Below are 25409 nucleotides of genomic sequence, written 5' to 3'. Positions count from 1 at the left end.
CACGTTTTCGCCATCGGCATGGATGGCTCAACACCAGAAAGGAGCAAACGATGAAGCAAACTGTGGCGGCACTGCTGGCAAAAACCCTTGAAAACGCCGGGGTGAAACGCATTTGGGGCGTCACCGGCGACTCGCTGAACGGCCTGAGCGACAGCTTGAATCGTATGGGCACCATTGAATGGATGCCGACGCGCCATGAAGAAGTCGCGGCATTCGCGGCCGGCGCCGAAGCACAAATCAGCGGTGAACTGGCGGTATGTGCCGGTTCATGTGGGCCTGGCAACCTGCACTTAATCAACGGCTTGTTTGATTGCCACCGCAACCACGTTCCAGTATTGGCAATCGCCGCTCACATTCCTTCCAGCGAAATCGGCAGCGGCTATTTTCAGGAAACCCATCCGCAAGAATTGTTCCGTGAGTGCAGCCATTATTGTGAACTGGTTTCAAATCCAGAGCAGTTGCCGCAGGTGCTGGGTATTGCGATGCGTAAAGCCATTCTCAATCGTGGCGTATCGGTCGTGGTCATCCCCGGCGATGTGGCGCTGCAGCCTGCACCGGAAAGCGCGCGCAGCGAATGGTATCCACCGCAACTGCCGCATGTGGTGCCTAACGCCAGTGAAGTGGCCGCGTTGGCTGCAACACTGAACGACGCGAAAAATATTACCCTGTTGTGCGGCAGCGGCTGCGCTGGGGCGCATGCCGAAGTGGTTAAGCTGGCTGAGACGTTGAAAGCGCCAATCGTACATGCGATGCGCGGTAAAGAGCACATCGAATACGACAACCCTTACGACGTCGGCATGACCGGACTGATTGGCTTCTCCTCCGGTTTCCACGCCATGATGAACGCCGACACCCTGGTGTTGCTCGGTACACAATTCCCCTATCGCGCCTTCTATCCTGCCGATGCCAAAATCATTCAGATCGATATTAATCCCGGCAGCCTCGGCTCGCACAGCCATGTCGATATGGCGCTGGTCGGTGATATCAAAACCACCTTGCATGCGCTGCAGCCGCAGCTCAGCAGCAAAACCGATCGCCAGCATCTGGACAAGGCGCTGGAACACTACGTCGATGCGCGTAAAGGATTGGACGAGCTGGCCACCGCCAATGACAAGCTGCCGATTCACCCACAATATCTGGCCCAGCAAATCAGCGAATACGCCGATGACGACGCCATCTTCACCTGCGACGTGGGTACGCCAACCGTGTGGGCGGCGCGCTATCTGAAGATGAACGGCAAGCGTCGCCTGATCGGTTCGTTTAATCACGGTTCGATGGCCAATGCCATGCCACAAGCCTTGGGCGCACAGTCGCTGGACAAACAGCGTCAGGTGGTCGCGCTGTGTGGCGACGGCGGTTTTAGCATGCTGATGGGCGATTTCATCTCGGTGGCACAACTGAAATTGCCGGTGAAACTGGTGATCTTCAATAACAGCGTGCTGGGCTTTGTGGCGATGGAGATGAAGGCCGGCGGTTATCTCACCGATGGCACCGATCTTGAGAATCCAGATTTCGCTGCCATCGCCGCCGCCTGCGGCATCAAAGGTATGCGCGTGGAGAAAGCCTCGGAGCTGAACGGCGTGTTGCAGGAAGCCTTTGCGCATGATGGTCCGGTACTGATTGACGCGATTACCGCCAAGGAAGAGTTGTCGATGCCACCGCAGATCAAAGCCGAACAGGCCAAAGGTTTCAGCCTGTACATGATGCGCGCCATTCTGAATGGACGCGGTGATGAAATCGTGGAGCTGGCGAAAACCAACTGGCTGAGGTAAAACAATTCAGGCCAAACATGATGACAATGCGGGCGCTTCGCCCGCTTTTTTATTTCAGGAGAGCGACGTGATCGATTTACGTAGTGATACCGTAACCCGCCCCAGTGCTGCCATGCTCGATGCCATGATGGCAGCCGAAACCGGCGATGATGTCTACCGCGATGACCCCACCGTCCACGCACTGGAAGTTGAAGCCGCACGCTTGAGCGGTAAAGCCGCTGCCCTGTTCTTCCCCACCGGCACGCAAGCTAATCTGGTGGCGCTGCTGTGTCACTGCCAGCGCGGCGATGAATATATCGTTGGCCAGCAAGCGCATAACTACAAATATGAAGCCGGTGGTGCCGCGGTGCTCGGCAGCATTCAGCCGCAACCGATTCTGCACGCCGAAGATGGTTCCCTGCCGCTCGCCGATGTTGCTGCCGCCATTAAACCCGATGATTTTCACTTCGCCCGCACGCGCTTGTTAAGCCTGGAAAACACGCATCACGGTAAAGTGCTGCCGCTGAGCTATCTCGAACAAGCATGGACATTCACTCGCGAGCGCAAGCTGGCGCTGCACATCGACGGCGCACGTATTTTTAATGCCGTGGTGGCGCAAAATGTTGAACTGGAAGCCATTGCGCGCTACTGCGACACGTTAACTATCTGCCTGTCAAAAGGACTCGGCACGCCGATTGGTTCGCTGCTGTGTGGCGATGAAGCCTATATCGAAGAGGCGCGCCGCTGGCGCAAAATGACCGGCGGCGGCATGCGTCAGTCAGGCATTCTGGCCGCGGCCGGGCTCTATGCGTTAAAGCACAACGTGGCACGCCTTAAGGACGATCATGACAACGCGGCGTGGTTGGGCGAGCAGCTGAGCGCCATCGGCGTTGAGGTGCTTAATCAACACACCAATATGCTGTTTGTGAAGGTGTCACCGGAGCAGGTTGAAGCACTAAAAAGCTGGATGCAGGCGGGCGAGGTGCTCATTAGCGTGGGTCCAGTGACGCGCATTGTGACGCATCTGGATGTCAGCCGTCAGGATCTGCAACGTTTGGTGGCGCACTGGCAGGCATTTCTGCAGCAATAAACGCCGGTGCGCGATGTTCCGTAGGGTCGCCATTCATGGCGACCAATATGGAGCATCACTGCGCCGCACCGTACTTCGCTAATAACGCGCGGGCAATCGCCAGGGTTTCCGCATCGGCGATGCCGCGATAATCATGCGGGCGGAAATGCATCTGAAACGCCGCAATCAGCTTGCGCTGCATCTGTGGCGTAGTGGCCGCTGATACGTCGTAACCATAACGCTGTAGCGTATCCAGCAGCTCAGCCTGATCCACCGCTTCATCAGCGGGGCATCCGTTGAGATAGCGCTGTACCGTCGCCTGCTCGGGCCACGCACCTAAACCTTGTTCTGCCAATCGCTGCCACGGAAACAGCGGACCGGGATCCTGCTTACGCTGCGGCGCGATATCGCTGTGCCCCACCACATTTTCCGGCGAGATGCCGTAGCGCTGTGTAATGTCTTCAACCAGCGCCGCCAGCGCGCTGATCTGCTGCGGCGTAAAGGGCTGCCACTGTAAACCTGTCAAAGTACGGCGGTAGCCACTGTTAACGATTTCAATACCAATCGACGTGTCATTGATGCGTGTAGCACCGCGCCAGAAACTGGGGCCTGCGTGCCACGCGAGTTGGCTTTCTGGTACCAGTTGCCACACCACGCCCTTGCCGTTTTTCTGCGGCGGATGCTGTGGAATCAGATAGTGCGCGCTAACTTCCCGATCGGTGAGTGTTGCCAGCGAACTGGAAAAATCTTCGGCGGTGTAATGAATCACCACCACTTTGATGCGCGGTCGTGCGCCCTGCGCCGGATGAGCGGTATCCACCCAATAACCGTGGCGCGCTTCAATCGATGACTGACAGGCGCTCAGCAAAAAGGCCATCGCCAACAGGACAACCACGCGCATTAGCGAATAATCACGGCGGTGCCGGTGACGCTGACCATCAACATGCTGCCCTCTTTACCCACGGTTTCGTAGTCGATATCAATGCCCACTACCGCGTTGGCGCCGAGCGCTTTCGCCTGCTCCTCCAGCTCTTTGAAAGCGATCTGGCGCGCTTTACGCAACTCTTTTTCGTAGGCGCCAGAGCGACCACCGACGATATCGCGGATGCCGGCAAAAAAATCGCGGAAAATATTGGCGCCAAGAATCGCTTCACCAGCGACCACGCCGCAATATTCACTGATGCTGTGTCCTTCCAACGTGGGCGTTGTAGAAAATTTCATGGTGTTCTCCTTTTCTGAATCAGCTGGTTATAGCTCGTACGGCGTAAAAGCAAGGCTATACTCTATGCTAAAAATGGCGCTTTGCCAGTGAACAATAAGGAAATCGAGATGAGAAACAATGCCTTTGCGCTGCTTATTCCCGCGGCGTTGCTGCTAAGTGCCTGTACCACCGTTGAGCCGGTCATTAAGGATAATGGCCCGCGCACCGCGGCCTGCGTTGAGGGTGGTCCAGACAGCGTGGCGCAACAGTTCTACGATTTACGCGTTAGCCAGCCAACGCAAGGTTTGCCAGACAGCAACACGCTGGCGAAATATCGCCCTTACCTGAGCGATCACCTGTATCAGAAGCTGCTGAGTGCCAGCAGCCAGAACCCGAAACCCGCGGCGTGGACCCGCGGCGACCTGTTCTCCAGCCTGGCGCAAGGCCCAACTTCGGCTGACGTCGCCAGCGCATCCACCATTCCCAATCGCGACGCGCGCAATATCCCGCTGCGCGTTGAGCTAAGCCGCGACAATAAAACCTGGCAAGATGAAGTGCTGATGATCCACGAAGGCACCTGCTGGGTAGTTGATGATGTGCGTTATGTCGGCCAGGTGCCACACGTTGGCGGCGGTTCACTGACGCAACTGCTGGAAGCGAAAAAGTAACCGTTCACTTTTCCTACAGTTAACACCATTGATTAGCGCGCCGCATCCTTGCGGCGCTTTTTGTTGATATTTTGTGAACTAAATAGGGCTCGCCAGCCCTCTGCCACCTTGAGTTGCGCGATATTGTGCTACGCTTTGGTTGTTTCACTGCTCTTTAATAAATATTAACCCACCACAATTGCATAACTATTCTGGTGACGTTAAAATCCGCGACACTAATTACTATTCATTTTTTGCGCATGAGTATTCAACTAAACGCCATAAACTGTTTTTACGGTGCCCATCAGGCGCTGTTCGATATCAACCTGGCTTGTCCGCAGGGTGAAACGCTGGTGTTGCTCGGCCCGAGTGGCGCGGGTAAAAGTTCGCTCCTGCGCGTCCTCAATTTGCTGGAGCAACCGCGTTCCGGCAGCCTGCAGATTGCCGGCAACCAGTTTGATTTCACCAAAGCGCCTTCTGACAGCGCGATTCGCGAGTTGCGTCAGAACGTGGGCATGGTATTCCAGCAATACAATCTGTGGCCGCACCTGAGCGTGCTGCAGAACCTGATTGAAGCGCCGTGCCGCGTGCTCGGTCTCAGCAAAGACGCCGCGCGAGCGCGTGCCGAAAAGCTGCTGGAACGTCTGCGGCTGACGCCGTATGCCGATCGTTTCCCGCTGCATCTTTCCGGTGGTCAGCAGCAGCGCGTGGCAATTGCCCGTGCGCTGATGATGGAGCCGCAGGTGCTGCTGTTTGATGAACCGACTGCTGCACTCGATCCCGAAATCACCGCCCAGATTGTCAGCATTATTCGTGAGCTGGCCCAGACCAACATCACGCAAGTGATCGTGACGCACGAAGTGGAAGTGGCGCGTAAAACCGCCAGCCGCGTGGTGTACATGGAAAACGGTCACATCGTTGAGCAAGGCGATGCCAGCCACTTTACACAGCCGCAAACCGACGCGTTTGCTAATTATCTTTCGCATTAAGTCAGGAAGCTTCTAATGAAAAAAGTTGTAATTGCTGCCCTCCTTGCCGGCCTGAGCCTGAGCGCGTCTGCTGCACAGACATTGCGTTTCGCTACCGAGGCTTCATATCCTCCCTTTGAATTTGTTGACTCTGACAACAAAATTCAGGGCTTTGATGTCGATCTGGCTAACGCGCTGTGTAAAGAGATGGATGCGACCTGCACCTTTACTAATCAGGCGTTTGATAGCTTGATCCCAAGCCTGAAATTCCGTCGTTTTGATGCGGTAATGGCGGGCATGGACATCACGCCCGATCGTGAGAAGCAAGTGCTGTTCTCTAAACCGTACTACGACAACTCGGCCATCTTCATCGCGCAAAAAGGCAAAATGGCTGACGTAGCCGCGCTGAAAGGCAAACGTGTTGGCGTGCAAAACGGTACCACGCACCAGAAATACCTGTCTGACAAACACAGCGACATCACCGTGGTGCCTTACGACAGCTATCAGAACGCGGTGCTGGATCTGAAAAATGGCCGCATCGACGCCGTATTCGGTGACACCGCGGTGGTAAACGAATGGCTGAAACAGAACGCCAACCTGGCGCCGCTGGGTGAGAAAGTGACGGACAAAGATTACTTCGGTACCGGTTTAGGTATTGCGGTGCGTCAGGGCAACAGCGAGTTGCAGGGCAAATTCAATGCCGCGCTGGAGAAGATCAAGGCCGACGGTACTTACAAAACCATCTACAGCAAATGGTTCCAGCAGTAATTTCTAATGAATGAAATGATTCCACTCGCAAGCGCCGCCGGCATGACCGTCGGCCTTGCCGTTTGTGCACTGATCGCCGGCCTGGTGCTGGCGATGATTTTTGCTGGTTGGGAATCAGTGCGCTGGAAACCGCTGGCGTGGCTCGGTACTGTGCTGGTGACCTTGATTCGCGGCCTGCCGGAAATTCTGGTGGTGCTGTTTATCTATTTTGGCGCCTCTCAACTGCTGCTGACGCTCTCTGATGGCTTCCATATCAATCTTGGCCTGTTCAACATTCCGGTGCAGGTACAGATTGAAAACTTCGACGTCAGTCCCTTCCTGTGTGGTGTGATTGCGCTGGCGATGCTCTATTCCGCCTATGCGTCGCAAACCCTGCGCGGCGCGCTGAAAGCGGTGCCGGTCGGTCAATGGGAATCGGGTCAGGCGCTTGGCATGAAGAAGTCGGCGATTTTCTTGCGCCTGATTATGCCGCAGATGTGGCGACACGCGCTGCCAGGTTTGGGTAACCAATGGCTGGTGCTGCTGAAGGATACCGCGCTGGTATCACTGATCAGCGTGAATGACCTGATGCTACAAACCAAAAGTATTGCCACCCGCACTCAAGAGCCGTTTACCTGGTATCTGGTGGCGGCGGCGATCTATCTGATTATCACGCTGTTCAGTCAGGCTGTATTGCGCCGTATTGAATTGCGCACCACGCGTTTCGAGCGAGGGGCCTAACGCATGCTGGATTACTTACCCGAGCTGCTAAAAGGGCTTCATACCAGCCTCACGCTGACCGTGGCATCGTTGATTGCCGCGCTGGTGCTGTCGGTGCTGTGTACCATCGTGCTGGCGCTTAAACTGCCGGTGCTAAACTGGCTGGTGAAAGGCTATATCACCCTGTTTACCGGTACGCCGCTGCTGGTGCAGATCTTCCTGATCTACTACGGACCCGGCCAGTTCCCCAGCATCCAGAACATTCCGTGGCTGTGGCATCTGCTGTCGCAACCCTGGCTGTGCGCACTGCTGGCGCTGTCGCTCAACAGCGCCGCCTATACCACGCAGCTGTTTTACGGTGCGGTGCGTGCGATTCCGTCTGGTCAATGGCAATCCTGTGCTGCGCTCGGCATGAATCGTAAAGATACGCTACGCATTTTGCTGCCGTACGCCTTTAAGCGCGCCCTATCCTCCTACTCCAACGAAGTGGTGCTGGTATTCAAAAGCACCTCGCTGGCTTACACCATCACGCTGATGGAAGTCATGGGTCACGGACAGTTGCTGTATGGCCGCACTTACGATATCTCGGTGTACGCTGCCGCTGGCCTGATCTATCTGGTGGTTAACGGCTTGCTGACGTTAATGATGCGTCTGGTTGAGAAGCGTGCGCTGGCATTTGAGCGCCGTAACTGATGTAACCACAGCGGGCGCCCGAAAAGGCGCCCGTTTTCATTTAAATCATTAAGCAAAAATATTGCATATAAATTCATTAACTGGCATCGTGTAACCCGTTCCGTCTCTGGCATGGTTTACAGGAGTTACATAATGAAAAAATGGATCGTTGCTGCTGCGCTGGCAACTCTGGCAATGAATGCTTATGCGGCTGAAAAAATCCGCTTCGCCTCTTCCGCAACTTATCCCCCGTTCGAATCCCTCGATCACGACAACCAAATCGTTGGCTTCGATATCGATCTGGCAAAAGCACTGTGTCAGCAAATGAAAGCGGATTGCACCTTCACCAATAATGCCTTCGATAGCCTGATTCCTTCACTGAAATTCCGTCGCTATGATGCCGTGATTTCAGGTATGGATATCACCGCCGATCGCAGCAAGCAGGTGGATTTCACCCAGCCTTACTACGCTAACTCGGCGATTGTGATTGCGCACAAAGGCCAGTTCACTGACTTCAGCCAGCTGAAAGGCAAACGTGTTGGCGTGGAGAACGGCACCACGCATCAGAAATACCTGCTGGAGAAACATCCAGAGGTGATTGCGGTGGCGTATGACAGCTACCAAAACGCGATTCTCGATCTGAAGAACGGCCGTCTGAACGGCGTATTTGGCGATACGGCAGTGGTAAATCAGTGGCTGAAGGCCAATGAGGATCTCAGCGCGGTAGGCGAGCACATCACTGACACCGATTTCTTCGGCACCGGTTTAGGGATTGCGGTGCGTAAAGGCAATGAGCCGCTGCTAAATGAGCTGAACAGCGCGTTAGTGGCGTTGAAAGCCAACGGCACCTGGCAGCAGATCAATCAGAAGTGGTTCCCGGAATAAATATTATGGAATAGCGTGGCGTGCGTCTGGCAGGTTCTGCACGTCCTCCGTTCAGGTAAACGCTATGCTGTTCCGCCCTTCTTGATCAGCAAACACAGCACTTCAAAATGCGCGGTATGCGGGAACATGTCGAACAGCTGCACGCGGCTCACGCTATATTCCGCCAGACGCACAATGTCCTGCGCCATGCTGGTGGGATTGCAGCTGGAATAAAGAATATAGTCGGGCGCCACCTCACTGAGATAGGCACACAACTCCGCGCCGATACCGCGACGTGGCGGATTGACCAGCACCAGCTGCGGCACCTGCTCACGTGAAGTGGCGAATTGCGTGGAATCCAGCGCGGCAAAGCTCACTTTCTCTAATCCAAGCTGTTGGGCCGACTGCTGCGCACAGGCGATGGCCTCGGCATTGATCTCGATGCCGGTCAGCTGCATCTCAGGCGTGGCGCAGTGCAAGCCAAATCCCCCCACACCACAAAACAGATCCCACATGCTGCTCACCGACAACTGCGCGACCCAATCGCGTGCGGTGGCGTAAAGATCGGCCGCCACTTTTGGGTTGGTCTGGAAGAAGCTCTGCGGACGGATATAGAGCGGTACCTGATTGAAGCTTTCCGCCAGCGCCTGATCGGACGTCAGCGCAATCTCTTCATCACCTTCAAGAATCGCCATATGCACTGGCTGAATATTGGCGGAGATCACCTTCAACTGCGGCAGCTGTTGTTGCAGCCACGGCAGGGCATCGCGCAGCTGTTGTAACTTACTGGTGGAACGCAGCACAAAGCGCAGCATCATGCCACCCTGCGTGCTTTCAGTTAACAGCAGAAATTTCAGCTCACCGCGTTTGCGCGCCACGTTGTAGGGGGTTAAACCGGCGCGGGCGATAAAGGGTTTAAGCACCTCAAATACCGCGCCAAAGCTATGCGGATACAGCGGACAGGCGCATAAATCCACCGGCTCACCGTCGCGTGCCACCATACCGAGAATCGGCCGCTCAACGCTGCCGCTAACCACCATTTTGGCCTTATTACGAAACCCTTGCTGCCCGGATGCCACCGGCGGCAGCCATTCGCCTACCGGCCTCTCAGCCAGCAGTTGTTCCAGCAGCGACTGCTTGTCGTTGAGCTGTTGCGGATAGGGTTTTTCCAGCCACTGGCACGAGCGACAGCGACCGGCATCATAAAGCGCGCAATGCATGCAAATGCCTGTATTCAGAATCGGGAGAAAAAATGGGGGGCGATTGTATCACCGGTACCGGAAAAAAGCGCGGCTGCTGGCGGGCACAAACAGCAGTCCTAGCACCACTAAATCCGGCAGCTTTTGCAGCAGCGTGTGGTGAATAATCTGCGCGTTACTTTCGCCGGGAATGCTGAAAATCTCCGGGTAAATCCAGCCCACCGAGGCCATCAACATATAGATCAGTACAATGATTTGTGTCGCAACATAGCCCCAGCGCCCACGATTATTGCCGCGCATCAGGGTAAAGGCACAACGCAGTTCAAACAGGAAAATCAGCTGGCTGGCGATAAAGATCAGGGTGGAATCCCAGGCTTGTGCGCTGCGATGCACAAAGTTGGCGAGTTCGTCATAACCCAGTTCGTTAGCCAGCATCAACACGCTGAGGCAGCGCGTAATAATGATGGCGTTGCCCGCCACCAGCACAGGCACCGGCGTAACGTTAATCATTGCACCGTTTTTCAGGGTTTCCGACATGGTTTGGCTCCGTCACCATAATAAAACGGGCCGATATAATCAGCCCGTTCTTATGGTGGCAAATGTTACGACGTTCAGCCACGTTTTGCTTTCTGAATATCGCGTAAACGCTGCTTTTCTTCGTGCGCCATAAAACGCCAGGCGATAAAACCGACTAAACCGACGACAAACAGAATCAGCGAGGCTAACGCATTGATCTCCGGATTCACGCCACGACGCACGGTGGCGAAAATCGCCATCGGCAAGGTGGTCGCGCCAGGGCCGGTCACAAAGCTGGCTATCACTAAATCATCGAGCGATAACGTAAACGCCAGCAGCCAGCCAGTCACGATAGCAGGTGCAATCATCGGCACCGTGATGACGAAAAACACTTTCACCGGCGTTGCGCCGAGATCCATCGCCGCCTCTTCAATCGAGCGATCCAGCTCGCGCAAACGCGAGTTAATCACCACCGCCACGTAAGCGGTACAGAAGGTGACGTGCGCCAGCCAGATGGTCAGCATGCCGCGATCGCTTGGCCAGCCAAAGGTATTGCCCATCGCCACAAACAGCAGCAGCAGCGATAAACCGGTGATCACATCGGGCATTACCAGCGGCGCGGTCAGCATAAAGGCGAAGCCGTTATGCCCACGGAAGCGACCAAAGCGCACAATCACCACCGCCGCCATGGTACCGAGCACCACCGCCATGGTGGCTGAAAGCGCGGCGATAGTCAGGCTGAGGCCCACCGCATCGAGCATTGCCTGATCCTGAAACAACACTTTGTACCAGTGGAATGAAAAATTCTCCCATACCGTGACCAGCGGCGAACTGTTAAAGGAGTACACCACCAGCAGCAGCATTGGCGCGTACAGGAACATAAAGCACAGCACCAGAATCACGGTGCGCCACGGAGATCGAATGGTCGGTAACTGGCTCATTCCTTCTCTCCCACTTCACGGTTTTGATGCTTATGGAACCAGATAATCGGCAGAATCAGGATCAACAAAATGATCACCGCCAGCGCGGATGCGACCGGCCAGTCGCGGTTGTTGAAGAACTCCTGCCACAAAATACGCCCAATCATGATGCTGTCCGGACCGCCCAGCAGTTCAGGGATCACGTACTCGCCCACCGCCGGAATAAATATCAGCATTGAACCGGCAATAATCCCGCCTTTGGTCAGCGGTACAATCACACTGAAGAAGGTCTTCAGCGGGCGTGCGCCAAGATCCAGCGACGCTTCCACCAGTGAATAATCGATACGCGTCAGCGCGGTATAAATCGGCAGTACCATAAACGGCAAATAACAGTAAACGATGCCGATATACACCGCGGTATTGGTATAGAGAATCACCAGCGGATGATCGATAACGCCGAGCCACATCAGGAAGCGGTTGAGAATACCGTTGTTATTGAGCAGCCCCATCCACGCGTAAACGCGCACCAGGAAGGATGTCCACGACGGTAGGATCACCAGCAACAGTAGAATGGTGCGCATCGACGGCTTGCTGTGCGCCACCGCCCACGCCAGCGGATAACCGATCATCAGGCAGATAATGGTGGAGATGCCCGCCACTTTCAGCGACGTCAAATACGCATCGGCATACAGCGGATCGTCGGTCAGCGTGAAGTAGTTGCCGAGATTGAGCACCAGATTGAGCTGGCCATCCGCCCAGGTAACCAAATCGGTATACGGCGGAATCGCGCGCGCAATATCGGCGAAGCTGATCTTCAGCACGATCAGGAACGGCAGCAGGAACAGCAGGATCAGCCACAGGTAAGGCAAAGCAATGACCAGCTTGCGACCGTGCTGCATTTTGATACGCGTGGCCCAGCGCTGCAGCGGCGTGCCCACCACTTCAGGCGCGCTGCGTTGAGAAATCTGGCTCATATCGCCCCCTTAAACCGTCAGAACCACACAGCTGTCGGCGTCCCAGCAGAGACGCACTTCATCGCCCCATGTTGGCGCGCCTTTGCGGTAGCGATGGGCGTTTTGCAACTGTGCGCTGATCATCTGGCCGCTGCGCAGACGCACGTGATAAATCGACAGGTCGCCGAGATAAGCAATGTGTACCACTTCACCGACAGCAAAGTTGCAGCCATCGGCTGGCACCTCTTCGCACAGCATCACTTTTTCCGGACGCAGCGCAACGTGCACCGGCACGTTATCGACGATTGAGACATCGGTCTGCACTTTTAGCGGATGCACCAGGCCGGGCGCATCAATGATCAGCGCGTCTTCACCACGTTCGCGCAGCAACCCTTCGAACACATTGACTGAACCGATGAACTCGGCGCTGTAGCGGCTGGTGGGATGCTCGTAGATCTCTTCCGGCTCGCCGATCTGCACGAATTTACCGCGGTTCATGATGGCGATGCGGCCCGCCATGGTCATCGCTTCTTCCTGATCGTGCGTCACCATCACGCAGGTGGCACCCACACGTTCGAGAATATCGACCACTTCGTGCTGCATACGATCACGCAGTTTTTTATCCAACGCGCCCATCGGTTCATCAAGCAGCAGTAATTTTGGACGCTTCGCCAGGCTACGCGCCAGCGCCACACGCTGACGTTGACCGCCAGAAAGCTGATGCGGCTTACGCCTGGCGAACTCCTGCATATGCACCAGTGACAGCATCTCTTCGACGCGGCTGCTGATTTCGCCTTTCGGCAGTTTGTCCTGCTTCAATCCAAAAGCGATGTTCTGCTCCACCGTCATGTGCGGGAACAGCGCGTAAGACTGAAACATCATGTTGATCGGGCGCTTATACGGCGGAACATGCGAGAGATCCTGACCATCCAGCACAATCTGGCCGCTGGTGGGTGGCTCGAATCCCGCCAGCATACGCAATAAGGTCGATTTGCCGCAGCCGGAAGCACCCAGCAGCGCAAAAATCTCACCTTTGTAAATGGTCAGACTGACATCATCCACGGCATGCTGACCGTCAAAAGATTTGGTCAGGTTGCGAATTTCCAGCAGCGGCGTTAACGCCTTAGCGGTTTTATTTGGGGGGCGGGGAATCGCATCGTTCACTAACATTTCTCCGGCGCTAAAATCGCGCGGCACAGCCAGCCGCTAAAAATGGCACAACAGAGGCCAATACCGCACCTCTGTTGTCGTCTTCAGGCAATAATCGTTCAGAACGAGTTACTTACCACTTTTTACTTTAGTCCATGCACGGGTACGCACACGATCCAGTTTCGGATCCTGGACCTTGAGCACAAACAGTTTGGCCATGGCATCCGGCGTTGGGAAAATGCCCGGATTGTTACGCACGTCCGCATTAATCAGCGGCAGCGACGCTTTGTTACCGTTGGCGTAGTTGATGTTGTTGGAAACATCAGCAATGACTTTTGGATCCATCATGTAATTCAGGAACTTGTATGCGCCTTCCACATTTTTCGCGTCTTTTGGAATCGCGAACATGTCGAAGAACGCCAGTGCGCCCTGCTTCGGCACGATATAGCCGAGATGCACACCATTGTTGGCTTTGTCCGCACGATCTTTGGCCTGCAGGATATCGCCCGACCAACCAATTGCGACACAGATATTGCCGTTCGCCAGATCATTGATGTACTGCGACGAGTGGAAGTAACGGATGTTCGGACGCAGCTTCAGCAGCAAATCGGTAGCCGCGCCAGAGTAATCTTTCGCGTCAGAGCTGTTCGGATCTTTGCCGAGATAGTTGAGCACGGTGGCAAAAATCTCTTCTGGCGCATCGAGGAAGGACACCCCGCAACCTTTCAGTTTTTCCAGATTCTCTGGTTTCAGCACCAGATCCCAGCTATCCAGCGGCGCATCTTTGCCCAGTGCGGCTTTCACTTTATCGATGTTATAGCCGATGCCGGTGGTGCCCCACAGGTAAGGAATCGCGTATTTGTTACCCGGATCGTGCTGGGCCACTTTCGCCATCAGATCGGGATCGAGGTTTTTGTAGTTCGGCAGTTTGCTCTTATCCAGCTCCTGGAATACGCCCGATTGCAACTGACGTGCAAGGAAACTGGACGATGGCACCACCACGTCATAGCCGGTGCTGCCGGCCATCAGTTTGCCTTCCAGTACCTCGTTAGAATCGAAAACGTCGTAGACCACCTTGTCGCCGGTCAGCTTTTCAAAATTCGGTACCGTATCCGCCGCGATATAATCGGACCAGTTATAGACATGCAGCGTTTTATCTTCTGCCTGAGCACCGGCGGCCGCAGCCATCAGCACACCAGCAACCACACCTGGCAACCATTTTTGACGTTGGTTGAACATGTTTTCCTTCCTCCTGAGCGGGTCATTACAACGCTGTATACACGCGATCCGAACGTTGCGATTACTGTAAAAATTACAGGCACACAATGAATCAATATTCAGCGGGAGTTTAATAGCAAAAACCTATACCTGCGCTGAGGTTGCACGTCTCAAGCAGCCCCGCAAGAATAGCCCCCCCGCACCACCTTCACCAGATCCCAGCTTAAAAAACGCCTTTTTGCGATAAGTTATGCATGTTTCTGCTATGGGGTTTGGCACTAGTGGCATAAAGCACAACTAATATCTGGCAATAAAGGGCAAAATGCAGAATAAAAAGTGGTAGGGCTAAAATGAAAACTGCCGCAAAAAGCGGCAGTTAGCGAGGCGGGGAACTCAGTGCAGCATCGCGTGGCTGCTGGCGCTGGGTTGTCGCTCCTCATCTTCTTCCACTATCAGCAAGTGGTTGGCAAAGGCTTCCATAATTACCATGGAAACGCCCTCTTCACTCTGCTTCATAAAGTGGGAGAATTGACCGAAGGTTAATCCGGCGCTGGTACTGATCGACTGGCAAACAATCAGCTTCGGCAGATTGTCGTCCTGAATATCAACAAAGGCTTTAATGGTCAGCGAGCTGGCGTTGATCTGCGATAAATCGCCTACCAGCGGAATCAGCGCCGTGGGTTTTACTTCTGCCAGCGCGGAGAAGAGGATGACGTTATCCACCAGGTCAATTTTTGCATCAAACACCCCGTCAAAATTCTGCATGTGCGGCAGGTGCAGTGCCTGACAGGCATCGCATTCGAACCAGGTGATATTTTGTTGATCCAGCCAGCGACGCAGTACGTCAATGTCCGGAACGACCAGTGAATCCATCGTAATATCCTGTGGGGTGAAGAAATGAGCGCCTTAGCTTACGGAAAAACCGATCTGGATGCCACGAAAACCGCTGAAAAGCGCGGCTTAGCCGCCGGTTTTAGGACGATAGCCGGGGCAAGCATGCTGCTCAATCCACTTGATCATCATGGTGGCGATATCTAAACCGGTAATGCCTTCAATCCCTTCCAGTCCCGGTGAGGCATTCACCTCCATCACCAGCGGCCCACGATGGGCGCGAAGAATATCCACACCGGCCACGGCAAGCCCAAGCGTGCTGGCGGCTTTTACCGCGATATCCCGCTCCTGATCGGTGATCTGCACGGCGCGCGCTGTGCCGCCGCGATGCAGATTGGAACGAAAATCACCCTCTTTCGCCTCGCGCTCAATCGCCGCTACCACCTCGTCGCCAATCACCAGACAGCGAATGTCGCGGCCTTGCGCTTCCTTGATGAATTCCTGCACCAGAATATGGGCATTGAGGCCACGAAAGGCATCGATCACACTCTCCGCCGCTTGACGCGTTTCCGCCAGTACCACGCCAATGCCCTGCGTGCCTTCCACCAGCTTCACCACTAGCGGTGCCCCGCCGACCATGGCGATCAAATCCTCGGTATCATCCGGCGAGGAGGCAAAACCGGTGATCGGCATATCGATACCTTCACGCGCCAGCAACTGCAGCGAACGCAGTTTGTCGCGCGCGCGGGTAATCGCCACCGACTCATTGAGCGGATAGCTGCCGCGCACCTCAAACTGGCGCAGCACTGCAGTACCGTAAAAAGTGGTGGCGGTGCCGATGCGCGGAATCACCGCATCAAAATGCCCCAGCGCCTCGCCGCGGTAATGCACCGCCGGCGAATCGGAGTTGATATTCATGTAGCAGGAGAGCGGATCAATGATCTGCACCTGATGGCCACGCGCCTCCGCGGCGTCGTGCAGACGTTTACACGAATAAATCGATCCATCGCGGGTGAGAATGGCCATCTTCATTGCAGAGTTCCTTGTGATTAGCGTGTCGCCCACCCCTGCTGATGCAGGTAATCCAGAATAAAGGGACGCGTTTCTTTGATGATCAGACGCTGAATCAGCTGACTCCAGGTTTCAGAACGCTGGTTGCTGTCGCGCTGCTGATAATAGGCGGTAATTTGCTCATCGTACTGTGCCAGCACGCTTTTATCGACGGGTTGATAGCTATTTTCATGCACCAGCATCGCTTGTGGCATGCGCGGTTTAACGTCCGGTACATCAGCCGGATGGCCCATGCAGAAGCCGAACAGCGGCAGTACAAACTTCGGCAGCTCAAGCAGTTCGGTCACTTCAGCGATGCTATTGCGAATGCCGCCAATAAATACGCCGCCAAGGCCGAGCGATTCGGCCGCCACCATGGCATTTTGCGCCATTAGCGCGGTATCAACGCAGCCGAGCAGCAGCTGTTCAGCACGTCCCAGTTGCGCATCCGGGCAAATCTGCTGATGGCGATTGAAATCCGCGCAGAACACCCAAAACTCCGCCGCCGCGCTCACCCACGGCTGGCCGCCAGTCAGCTGCACCAGTTGCTCGCGTTTTGCCGCATCGGTGATACGAATAATGGAGGAGCACTGCAAAAAGCTGGAGGTGGAAGCCGCTTGTGCCGCTGCAATAATGGCGCTGCGTTGCGCCTCATTAATGCCCTGTTCGGTAAAGGCGCGAATGGAACGGTGGCTGCACAGTAAATCGATAGTCGGCGTCATAAACCTCTCCGGTGGTTACTTCTTTTTGTTGGATTGATTGAACAATTGCGGGGCCATCGCCTTCGCCGTGCGCCACATCATCATCCATGCGGCAGGCAGCATCAGCGCGATGCCAAGAAAAAACAGTAGCGTCGCCAGTGGCTTTTTCGCGATGAAGCTGGGAGCGCTCACCCAGTCGTTGGTCAGCAGCAGTGCGCCAACCACAGCAAGCACGCCGAGCACTTCAAGCAGCAACACGGGTTTGGGTAATGTGGCGAGATTACGCATGCGATGGATCCTTTAACGTACAATCAGTTTTAGCGTCTGCATAGGCAGCAGATATCAGAATAACAGGTAACTTCTTCTTCCTTTAAGCAGGATGGGCGGGCATGATGTGACGCATTATTCACGCTGTGATGTGATTCTAGTCACAAAACAGCAGCGGAAGGAGAGAAGCAATGATTGCAGTGATTTTTGGCCGTTCAAGCTGCCCTTACTGCGTACGTGCGAAAGAGTTGGCTGCCAGGCTGACCAGTGAGCGCGACGACTTTAACTATCAGTATGTTGATATTCAGGCCACCGGCATTACTAAAGCCGATCTGGAAGCGCGTGCTGGCAAGCCGGTCACCACTGTGCCGCAGATTTTCCTCGACGATCAGCACGTAGGCGGTTACACCGAATTCGCTGCCTGGACGAAAGAAAATCTGGGTATCGAAGCGTAAGAGAACGGGCCTGCGGGCCCGTTTTTGATCGTGCTATTGGGCACGCATCGCCAGCATTATACGCAGCAAGCGTACCAGCAGCGCACCACAGCCCGCCCAGAACAGCGCACTTAAACTCCAGGCCACAATCAGCAAGACGCTATGCGTCATCGGTATGAACAGCATCAGCCACATCATTCCCAGCAGCGTGCCGCCTAGCGCCACCCACAAGGTGCTGACCAGCGGACTCTCTGGCTGCAATAGCGCCATTAACATCCCCGGTAATAAAAACAGCAGTAATTCTGGTTGTCCGCGCACGGCTTGTTCACTGGCGGCGGCCCAGAAATGATGTGCATAAATAAACACCAGCGTATAAAGCATCACGCCCAGAACCGATGCTGGCCAGCGATTATTGCGCTGCAACATAATTAGCCTCAACTTTTACGTTAACAATTATGAAACTTTTTTGCCCTGATGCGCACGACTGGAAATAAAAAGAAACAGCTTAAGGCGGAAGGAATGAAAACTGCCGATAGCTGAGGGTGTTAATTATGATTAGAATGACGCCGCTTTAGATTTGGTCTGCGCTATCCCTGCGGCCAAACCTTGGCGTCGGCACAAGATAGCGAAAAAAGACCCTCTCATCAACTGGTTACAAGTTAAGAAGAAGTTAAACCGTGAACATTAACGTCGCAGAATTGTTAAGCGGAAATGACGTTCTGTTATTATTTGTCGTTTTAGCACTCGGACTCTGCTTAGGCAAATTACGCCTTGGCTCAGTCCAACTCGGTAATTCCATTGGAGTACTGGTTGTTTCGTTGATTCTAGGTCAACAGCATTTCGCCATTAATACTGATGCATTAAGTCTTGGCTTTATGCTGTTTATTTTTTGTGTGGGCGTTGAAGCCGGGCCTAACTTTTTCTCAATATTCTTCCGCGACGGTAAAAACTATTTCTTTTTGGCGATTGTCATGGTCGTTAGTGCGCTGTTAATCGCCCTGACGCTTGGCAAACTGTTCGGCTGGGATATTGGTTTAACCGCGGGCATGTTAGCCGGTTCGATGACGTCGACACCGGTGCTGGTTGGTGCCGGAGATACCTTGCGGCAAAGCATCAGCGACAGCCATCAACTCACATTGATGCAGGATAATCTCAGCCTCGGGTATGCCCTGACCTATCTGGTGGGTTTAGTCAGCCTGATTTTTGGCGCGCGCTATCTGCCGCGCCTGCAACATCAGGATCTACCGACCTGCGCGCAGCAAATTGCGCGCGAGCGCGGCCTCGACGCCGACAGCCAGCGCAAAGTGTTTCTGCCGGTGATCCGCGCATATCGCGTGGGTCCTGAATTGGTGGAATGGAGTGGCGGTAAAAACCTGCGTGAGTTGGGCATCCATCGCCAGACCGGTTGCTACATTGAGCGTCTGCGCCGCAACGGTATTCTCGCCAGCCCCGACGGCGATGCGATGTTACAACTGGGCGATGATATCTCGCTGGTGGGCTATCCCGATGCGCACGCGCGTCTGGATCCTAGCTTCCGTAACGGCAAAGAAGTATTCGATCGCGACCTGCTGGATATGCGCATCGTCACGGAAGAGATCGTGGTGAAAAATCATAACGCAGTTAACAAGCGTCTGAGCCACCTCAAGCTGACCGATCACGGCTGCTTCCTCAATCGTGTGATCCGTAGCCAGATTGAAATGCCGATTGATGACAGCATTATGCTGAACAAAGGCGATGTGTTGCAGGTGAGCGGCGAGGCGCGCCGTGTGAAAAGCCTGGCCGATCGCATTGGCTTTATCGCTATTCACAGTCAAATCACCGATCTGCTCGCCTTCTGCGCGTTCTTTATTGTCGGTTTGATGGTCGGGATGATCACCTTTCAGTTCAGCAATTTCAGCTTCGGCATCGGTAACGCCGCGGGGTTGTTGTTCGCCGGCATCATGCTCGGCTTTATGCGCGCTAACCATCCCACCTTTGGCTATATCCCGCAGGGTGCGCTGACGATGGTAAAAGAGTTTGGCCTGATGGTATTTATGGCGGGCGTTGGTTTGAGCGCGGGCAGCGGTTTGCAGCACGGCTTTGGCAGCGCTGGCGCGTTGATGCTGCTCAGCGGCTTATTGGTGAGTTTGCTGCCGGTGGTGATTTGCTATCTGTTCGGTGCTTACGTGCTGCGCATGAACCGCGCCCTGCTGTTTGGTGCCATTATGGGCGCCCGCACCTGTGCGCCGGCGATGGAGATCATCAGCGATACCGCGCGCAGCAGCATTCCAGCCTTGGGCTATGCAGGTACCTATGCGATTGCCAACGTATTACTGACTCTGGCAGGCACCTTGATCGTCATCGTCTGGCCACTATTGCCGTTCTAAAAATATATTTGACGCTATTTCGAACTTTCTTTTGGGGTCGCAGTCTGAATAAGTGCCACTGCTTTTCTTTGAAATCCCCAAATTGTGGAGCCCGCCGGTCACTGACTTGCGGGTTTTTTTATGGCTGCAATTCTGCCGCTTAAGGTTTTCCTCAGATTAAATTGCCACTCTGCCATCCTGATGTCGTATTTTTAAATCTTCATGCAACTTTCATCAAAGTTAAACACTCCAACAACCCGCGATAAGATTAAGAGCACGACTATTTAATCCTGGTTCGGACGCTTCTAGGCTATCAGCTTTATTTTGCTGGCAATTTTTATGCTGGTGTTTTTTGGGTAAACAAGACGAGGACAAGGAATCGTGATGGAAGCACTGAACCACACGCTCTTTTTATGGATCAACGCCACAGAGGATTCACCGCAGTGGTTGATTAGTCTGGCGACTTTTATCGCCAAAGATGTGATTGCCATCGTGCCGCTGCTGATTGTGGCGCTGTGGCTGTGGGGACCGCGCGCTCAAGTGCAGTCTCAACGCGAGCTGGTGCTAAAAACCGGCATGGCGCTGCTTTACGCGCTGAGCATTTCGTGGTGCGTCGGACAGCTGCTGCCGCATCCGCGTCCGTTCGCTATTGGTTTTGGCCATCAGTTCCTGTCGCACCGGCCTGACGATTCCTATCCGAGCGATCACGGCACGACCATTTTCACCTTTGCACTGGCGTTTATCTTCTGGCATCGCCTGTGGTCAGGTGTGCTTTTACTGGTGGTCGGCAGCGCCATCGCCTGGTCCCGCGTCTACCTTGGCGTGCACTGGCCGATGGATATGCTGGGCGGATTTTTGGTTGGCTTGCTGGGTTGTCTGGCGTCGCACATGGCGTGGCAGCTTTATGGTGAGCGGATGCTGGCATTTACACATCAGGTATATCGTGCGCTGTTTGCCATGCCGATTAAGAAGGGTTGGATTCGCGAGTGAGCGATAAGGACGCCAGGAATGGCGCCCCTACAACTGCCAGAAGTACGCCTTTAAGTGTTCTTAACTCACTAATGAGTTCGTAGGGTCGCCATTCATGGCGACCAGGTGCGCATTGATGCGCATTGATGCGCACCGTTTATTTCCTGACACTTAACTAAACCACTTCCCGAACCAGCCGTGGAATTTCATCATGATGAAATCCCAAATCCGACCTATAAAGCCGCCTTCCGGTACTGCTTCCATTGCGACCAACGGACGTTGTTCAATGGTTTTGCCATCCAGCTGGAAATCAATCGTGCCGACGACCTGATTTTTCTCCAGCGGCGCTTCCAGCTGGGGCGCGTTGAGGGTAAAACTGGCCTTAAGGTTTTTCATCTGCCCTTTCGGCACGGTAATGGCTGCGTCTTTTGCCACACCAAGATTCACCTGACTGCGATCGCCAAACCATACGCGTTGCTGAGCAAAGGGTTTGTCGGCCTTAATTGGCGTGACGGTTTCATAAAAGCGGAAGCCCCACGTCAGTAATTTCTCACTTTCGCGGAAACGCGTCGCATCCGTCGCGGCACCCAGCACCACGGAAATCAGGCGCATATCCCCTTCTGTTGCCGACGCCACCAAATTATTGCCTGCGCCGGAGGTGTGGCCGGTTTTGATGCCATCCACCTTCAAATTGGTGCTCCAAAGCAGACGATTTCGGTTCATCTGTTTGATTTTGTTGAAGGTGAACTCTTTTTCACTATTCAACGCATACTCTTCCGGCACATCGCTAATCAAACGCTGGCCAATAATCGCCATATCACGCGCGGTGCTGTACTGCCCTTCGGCATCCAGACCGTGCACCGTCATAAAGTGGGTGTTTTGCAGGCCAAACGCTTTGACGTAGTTGTTCATCAAACCGATAAACGAATCCTGGCTGCCCGCGACATAATCCGCCAGCGCGATACAGGCATCGTTACCGGATTGAATCACCACACCTTTATTCAGTTCTGACACCGGAATACGGTCACCAGGTTTGAGGAACATCAGCGACGAACCGCGCAGTTTTGGATTGCCGGTTGCCCAGGCATCCTGGCCGATGGTGACCATGTCATCGTTGGTGATTTTGCCTGATTTCAGCGCCTGGCCGACCACATAGCTGGTCATCATTTTGGTCAAGCTGGCGGGGTCGAGACGCTGATCGGCATTAGATTCCGCCAGCACTTTGCCGCTGTTGTAATCCATCAAAATCCAGGCTTTGGCATCAATTTGCGGTGCCGCAGGTGCCTGTACAGCCAGGGTGGCAGTGGGAATAAAAAGTAACAGGAGTGAAGATGCAGCCAGCGGCCGCCAGACAGAAGCGAAGGTGTTTTTTCTCATGAGCGTGACCAGATTGTCCTTGTTAAATCTCGATTTTCTTGCAGGCAAGACATGTCTCGCCCCACGCTAACGGTTAAGGACAGCGAAAAAAACCGTCCAATCGTAAAGTTTTATAGAGTTTATTAGAGTAACCCTGGCAGCAACCGTGCAGCGCCGCCACCTTTACCCCTAAACATGCCGATAAAAATTGCGTGTAATTCCGATTTTTCGCAGAACGGTTAAGCCAGTCACAAATTTCCGCTAACCTGAATCCAGTCAGCCTGAGGAGAACAGCGATGGACTTAGCCATTTTCGATCTGGACGAAACCCTGATTTGTGAAGACAGCACCAGCCTGTGGCTGCGCTGGTTGGTTTCACAGGGCTTTGCCCCCGAAGAGATCATTCATCAGGAAAAAATCCTGATGGAGAAATATCACACCGGCACGTTATCAATTGAAGAGTATATGAACACCACGCTGGCACCATTAGCGGGCATGGCCACCATGACCGTTGAAGGCTGGGTGCGCCGCTTTATCCATCGCGACATCATGCCCCGCGTTTACCCCGCCGCCCGCGAGCGCATTGAGTGGCATCAGCAGCGCGGCGACACGGTAATGATCATCACCGCCAGCGGCGATCACCTGGCCGTTCCCATCGCCGATCGTCTTGGTGTACACGGTGCGCTGGCGATTGGTGTAGAAGTGGTGGATGAACGCTACAGCGGACACACTTACGGCACCATGACCTATCGCGAAGGCAAAGTGACGCGCCTGAGTGACTGGAAAGCGTTACAGCAGGATCAACACTTTGAACGCACCTGGGCTTACAGTGATTCGATGAATGATTTACCGCTGCTGACGCATGCCGATCATGCGTGGGTCGTAAATCCTAATCCGCTGCTGCTGCAGGAAGCGCAACAGCGCGGATGGGAAGTGTGTAACTGGGTGCGATAACTATCCTTGCGGGGTGCTGGCGTCCGTCAGCCCCACTTTCAGTAACTTGCCGTTAGCAGCATCGGTCAGCACATAAAGATAACCATCCGGCCCCTGCCGCACATCACGAATGCGCTCGCCACGGTCGCCGAGTAATCTCTGCTCTTCAACCACTTTTTCGCCGTTGATCTGTAAACGTATCAGGCTCTTTTCCTTCAGCGCGCCGATAAACAGTGAGTTTTTCCACTGCGGGAAACGTGCGCTGTTGTAAAACGCCATGCCGCTGATGGCCGGTGAGACTTTCCAGTAATGCAGCGGTTGCTCTGTTCCCTCGACCTCACTGCCCTTTGCTTCCGGAACTTTCTGGCCGCTGTAGTCAATGCCGTGCGTCGCCAGCGGCCAACCATAATTTTTGCCCTTCTCTGGGATATTTACCTCATCGCCGCCGCGTGGACCGTGTTCACTTTCCCACATTTGCTGCGTCCACGGATTGAGCGCCAGCCCTTGCGGATTGCGCATGCCGTAGGACCAAATTTCAGCGCGCGCGCCCTGACGATCGACAAACGGATTGTCCGGCGGGATTTCACCGTCTTTGGTCAGACGCACGATTTTGCCGGAGAGCTTATCCAACTGTTGCGCGCTGCTGCTGGCAAAGTTGTCACCAAAGGCGATATAGAGAAAGCCCTGACGATCAAAAGCCAGGCGCGTGCCGATATTGGCGCCACCCGATAGCTTTGGCGTTTGCTCCAGCACGACCTTGAAATCATTGAGTTGGCGGTTGTCATCGCTGAGACGACCAAAGCCCACCACGCCACCGGCGCGACCGCTCTCATCTGCGGTGGTGTAGCTGAGCCACACGCGGCGACTTTGGGTGAAGTCCGGCGCCAGCACCACATCCAGCAAGCCACCTTGACGATTCGCCCATACCTTTGGCACACCGCCGATCGGCTGCGACAAGCCTCGGCCTGGCTGCCAGCTGCGAAGTTGGCCGGATCGTTCAGTAATTAATAGCGTTTGATTGTCGGGCAGAAAGGCCACCGACCACGGATGATCGAGCTTGTCTTGCAAAACCTGCACCTGCACATCGGCAGCGAGCAGCGGGGAGGAACAGCTTAAGGCGCCAAACAGAAGCGCGGCGGGCAGTAATCGCATGGCATTCTCCTTTATCACGGTCTGCCGTTAAGGGTAGTCAGCGCGTAACAAAGGATGGGACGGATTTACAAAACATTAAGCCCGGCACGCGGCCGGGCACAGATTCACGGCGTGGAGAAGGCTACGACATCACGCACCATCTCATCAATCGCCGGACGGAGATCGTTGAGTGTGATTGGGGTGCTGCTGTTCGGCAACGGCTTGCCGAAGGCTTTACGCACCACTTTGATCAGCGGCTTACCGGTTTGTCCATCAACCGCTTCCACTTCCAGGAACAGTGCACTCTCTTGTGTGCGATGTCCGGTGGCCGCCATGGTACTCGCCACTACCGCCGCGACCGGCACCACCTCATAGAATTGCATGCCCTTGTTTTCAGCCGACACCGCAGTGATAGCCGTTTTCACCACCAGCGTTTGTGGACCTTTTTGTGTAACCAGCGGTTTGCGCTCAGAGATTGCGCGTTTCAGCTGGCTATCAGTATAGCTCCGCACCTCGTCCAGCGTTTGCTGGCTGACACGTGCATTGGGATGTGGCACCGGATAATAGACCACTGGCGTATAGACCACGCCGCGATAATCCGCATCGCGATAATCGGGAGATACCCAGCGTAGCGTTGGTTTGCCGCTCGGTGATTTTTCCGGTTGCAACTGACTGTAATCGCCGAGAAAGCCCGAATATTGTTGTTTGTCAGCAACATGAGAAGTACAGCCCGCCGCCAGCAATGCCAGCGTTAACACAGGAACAAAAAGGGGAAATCGCATGAGAAAGCCCTTATCAG

General features: G+C 54.5%; 28 protein-coding genes. 12 read left to right on the top strand and 16 right to left on the bottom strand.

The genetic code is table 11. The annotated features are described in order from the left end of the window. Positions 1–50: 50 nt before the first annotated feature. Together poxB and ltaE are read left to right on the top strand one after the other, a co-directional pair. Positions 51–1772 (top strand): ubiquinone-dependent pyruvate dehydrogenase, encoded by a 1722-nt coding sequence (gene poxB, locus AC6I8K_RS06465; protein ID WP_064740730.1) that lies wholly within the window; start codon positions 51–53, stop codon positions 1770–1772. A 67-nt stretch (positions 1773–1839) separates the two neighbouring features. Next, positions 1840–2841, top strand: a complete 1002-nt coding sequence (gene ltaE, locus AC6I8K_RS06460; RefSeq protein WP_497826409.1) for a low-specificity L-threonine aldolase — start codon at positions 1840–1842, stop codon at positions 2839–2841. Between the two features lie 55 nt (positions 2842–2896). Here ltaE and AC6I8K_RS06455 read toward each other — a convergent pair whose 3' ends face one another. Then, the gene (locus tag AC6I8K_RS06455) at positions 2897–3721 is read right to left on the bottom strand and encodes an N-acetylmuramoyl-L-alanine amidase (RefSeq protein WP_497826408.1); all 825 of its coding nucleotides are present in this window, start codon (positions 3719–3721) and stop codon (positions 2897–2899) included. Beyond that, positions 3721–4041, bottom strand: coding sequence for a heavy metal-binding domain-containing protein (locus AC6I8K_RS06450; RefSeq protein ID WP_007887640.1), 321 nt, complete (start codon positions 4039–4041; stop codon positions 3721–3723). The genes AC6I8K_RS06455 and AC6I8K_RS06450 overlap by 1 nt, the downstream gene beginning before the upstream one ends. Positions 4042–4149: 108 nt before the next feature. On the opposite strand from AC6I8K_RS06450, the gene AC6I8K_RS06445 reads away from it, so the two are divergent. From AC6I8K_RS06445 to artJ (AC6I8K_RS06420), 6 genes are all read left to right on the top strand, one after another. Continuing rightward, on the top strand, positions 4150–4689 hold the full coding sequence (locus tag AC6I8K_RS06445; RefSeq protein WP_483817101.1) for a lipoprotein: 540 nt from the start codon (positions 4150–4152) through the stop codon (positions 4687–4689). A gap of 239 nt (positions 4690–4928) precedes the next feature. Next, complete coding sequence (gene artP / locus AC6I8K_RS06440; protein WP_497826407.1) at positions 4929–5657, top strand: arginine ABC transporter ATP-binding protein ArtP; 729 nt, start codon at positions 4929–4931, stop codon at positions 5655–5657. 15 nt (positions 5658–5672) lie between these two features. Further along, positions 5673–6404: an arginine ABC transporter substrate-binding protein gene (gene artJ, locus AC6I8K_RS06435; protein WP_008102446.1), complete on the top strand. Its 732-nt coding sequence runs from the start codon at positions 5673–5675 to the stop codon at positions 6402–6404. 6 nt (positions 6405–6410) lie between these two features. Then, the gene (gene artQ / locus AC6I8K_RS06430) at positions 6411–7124 is read left to right on the top strand and encodes an arginine ABC transporter permease ArtQ (protein ID WP_064740725.1); all 714 of its coding nucleotides are present in this window, start codon (positions 6411–6413) and stop codon (positions 7122–7124) included. Positions 7125–7127: 3 nt separating this feature from the next. Then, positions 7128–7796, top strand: coding sequence for an arginine ABC transporter permease ArtM (gene artM / locus AC6I8K_RS06425; protein ID WP_483817100.1), 669 nt, complete (start codon positions 7128–7130; stop codon positions 7794–7796). Positions 7797–7928: 132 nt separating this feature from the next. Next, the gene (gene artJ, locus AC6I8K_RS06420; RefSeq protein WP_176970897.1) at positions 7929–8660 is read left to right on the top strand and encodes an arginine ABC transporter substrate-binding protein; all 732 of its coding nucleotides are present in this window, start codon (positions 7929–7931) and stop codon (positions 8658–8660) included. A 62-nt stretch (positions 8661–8722) separates the two neighbouring features. Here artJ (AC6I8K_RS06420) and rlmC read toward each other — a convergent pair whose 3' ends face one another. The 10 genes from rlmC to AC6I8K_RS06370 all read right to left on the bottom strand — a co-directional run bounded on the left by rlmC (position 8723) and on the right by AC6I8K_RS06370 (position 17464). Then, positions 8723–9859, bottom strand: coding sequence for a 23S rRNA (uracil(747)-C(5))-methyltransferase RlmC (gene rlmC / locus AC6I8K_RS06415; protein ID WP_497826406.1), 1137 nt, complete (start codon positions 9857–9859; stop codon positions 8723–8725). A gap of 48 nt (positions 9860–9907) precedes the next feature. After that, positions 9908–10375 carry a YbjO family protein gene (locus tag AC6I8K_RS06410; RefSeq protein WP_064740721.1) on the bottom strand — a complete coding sequence of 156 codons (468 nt, stop codon included), beginning with the start codon at positions 10373–10375 and terminating at the stop codon, positions 9908–9910. A 74-nt stretch (positions 10376–10449) separates the two neighbouring features. Continuing rightward, a complete protein-coding gene (potI, locus tag AC6I8K_RS06405) occupies positions 10450–11295 on the bottom strand; it encodes a putrescine ABC transporter permease PotI (RefSeq protein WP_008102460.1) in 846 nt (281 codons plus the stop codon). Continuing rightward, positions 11292–12248 carry a putrescine ABC transporter permease PotH gene (potH, locus tag AC6I8K_RS06400; RefSeq protein ID WP_497826405.1) on the bottom strand — a complete coding sequence of 319 codons (957 nt, stop codon included), beginning with the start codon at positions 12246–12248 and terminating at the stop codon, positions 11292–11294. The genes potI and potH overlap by 4 nt, the downstream gene beginning before the upstream one ends. A gap of 9 nt (positions 12249–12257) precedes the next feature. Further along, complete coding sequence (gene potG / locus AC6I8K_RS06395; RefSeq protein ID WP_064741203.1) at positions 12258–13391, bottom strand: putrescine ABC transporter ATP-binding subunit PotG; 1134 nt, start codon at positions 13389–13391, stop codon at positions 12258–12260. A 114-nt stretch (positions 13392–13505) separates the two neighbouring features. Beyond that, positions 13506–14615: a spermidine/putrescine ABC transporter substrate-binding protein PotF gene (potF, locus tag AC6I8K_RS06390; protein ID WP_064740718.1), complete on the bottom strand. Its 1110-nt coding sequence runs from the start codon at positions 14613–14615 to the stop codon at positions 13506–13508. 372 nt (positions 14616–14987) lie between these two features. Continuing rightward, positions 14988–15467 carry a YbjN domain-containing protein gene (locus AC6I8K_RS06385; RefSeq protein WP_064740717.1) on the bottom strand — a complete coding sequence of 160 codons (480 nt, stop codon included), beginning with the start codon at positions 15465–15467 and terminating at the stop codon, positions 14988–14990. Between the two features lie 87 nt (positions 15468–15554). Beyond that, the gene (gene rimK / locus AC6I8K_RS06380) at positions 15555–16457 is read right to left on the bottom strand and encodes a 30S ribosomal protein S6--L-glutamate ligase (protein ID WP_064740716.1); all 903 of its coding nucleotides are present in this window, start codon (positions 16455–16457) and stop codon (positions 15555–15557) included. 17 nt (positions 16458–16474) lie between these two features. Further along, positions 16475–17197, bottom strand: coding sequence for an oxygen-insensitive NADPH nitroreductase (nfsA, locus tag AC6I8K_RS06375; RefSeq protein ID WP_064740715.1), 723 nt, complete (start codon positions 17195–17197; stop codon positions 16475–16477). Positions 17198–17212: 15 nt separating this feature from the next. Further along, positions 17213–17464, bottom strand: coding sequence for a DUF1418 family protein (locus tag AC6I8K_RS06370; protein WP_064740714.1), 252 nt, complete (start codon positions 17462–17464; stop codon positions 17213–17215). A 170-nt stretch (positions 17465–17634) separates the two neighbouring features. Here AC6I8K_RS06370 and AC6I8K_RS06365 point away from each other — a divergent pair, with 170 nt between their 5' ends. After that, positions 17635–17898, top strand: a complete 264-nt coding sequence (locus AC6I8K_RS06365; RefSeq protein WP_064740713.1) for a GrxA family glutaredoxin — start codon at positions 17635–17637, stop codon at positions 17896–17898. A gap of 33 nt (positions 17899–17931) precedes the next feature. Here the strand turns inward: AC6I8K_RS06365 and ybjM are convergent, their stop codons facing one another. After that, entirely contained in the window at positions 17932–18303 is a 372-nt protein-coding gene (gene ybjM, locus AC6I8K_RS06360) for an inner membrane protein YbjM (protein ID WP_483817094.1), read from the bottom strand. A 251-nt stretch (positions 18304–18554) separates the two neighbouring features. Between ybjM and AC6I8K_RS06355 the strand changes: the two genes are divergently transcribed. Then, the gene (locus tag AC6I8K_RS06355; RefSeq protein WP_064740711.1) at positions 18555–20243 is read left to right on the top strand and encodes an aspartate:alanine antiporter; all 1689 of its coding nucleotides are present in this window, start codon (positions 18555–18557) and stop codon (positions 20241–20243) included. A 363-nt stretch (positions 20244–20606) separates the two neighbouring features. After that, a complete protein-coding gene (ybjG, locus tag AC6I8K_RS06350) occupies positions 20607–21212 on the top strand; it encodes an undecaprenyl-diphosphate phosphatase (RefSeq protein WP_483817093.1) in 606 nt (201 codons plus the stop codon). Between the two features lie 150 nt (positions 21213–21362). Here ybjG and AC6I8K_RS06345 read toward each other — a convergent pair whose 3' ends face one another. Continuing rightward, a complete protein-coding gene (locus tag AC6I8K_RS06345) occupies positions 21363–22568 on the bottom strand; it encodes a serine hydrolase (protein WP_483817092.1) in 1206 nt (401 codons plus the stop codon). A gap of 275 nt (positions 22569–22843) precedes the next feature. Here AC6I8K_RS06345 and AC6I8K_RS06340 point away from each other — a divergent pair, with 275 nt between their 5' ends. Further along, on the top strand, positions 22844–23500 hold the full coding sequence (locus AC6I8K_RS06340) for an HAD family hydrolase (protein WP_064740708.1): 657 nt from the start codon (positions 22844–22846) through the stop codon (positions 23498–23500). Here AC6I8K_RS06340 and AC6I8K_RS06335 read toward each other — a convergent pair whose 3' ends face one another. Both AC6I8K_RS06335 and AC6I8K_RS06330 read right to left on the bottom strand, forming a co-directional pair. Beyond that, positions 23501–24631, bottom strand: coding sequence for a PQQ-dependent sugar dehydrogenase (locus AC6I8K_RS06335; protein ID WP_483817091.1), 1131 nt, complete (start codon positions 24629–24631; stop codon positions 23501–23503). A 104-nt stretch (positions 24632–24735) separates the two neighbouring features. Beyond that, entirely contained in the window at positions 24736–25392 is a 657-nt protein-coding gene (locus tag AC6I8K_RS06330) for a DUF3313 domain-containing protein (RefSeq protein ID WP_064740706.1), read from the bottom strand. Positions 25393–25409: the final 17 nt, after the last annotated feature.

The sequence above is a fragment of the Pantoea sp. X-Soil-ISGK-421 genome, assembly GCF_059730785.1.
Note: the sequence above shows the minus strand (reverse complement) of the source record. Positions and strands in the feature narration are given on the sequence as shown.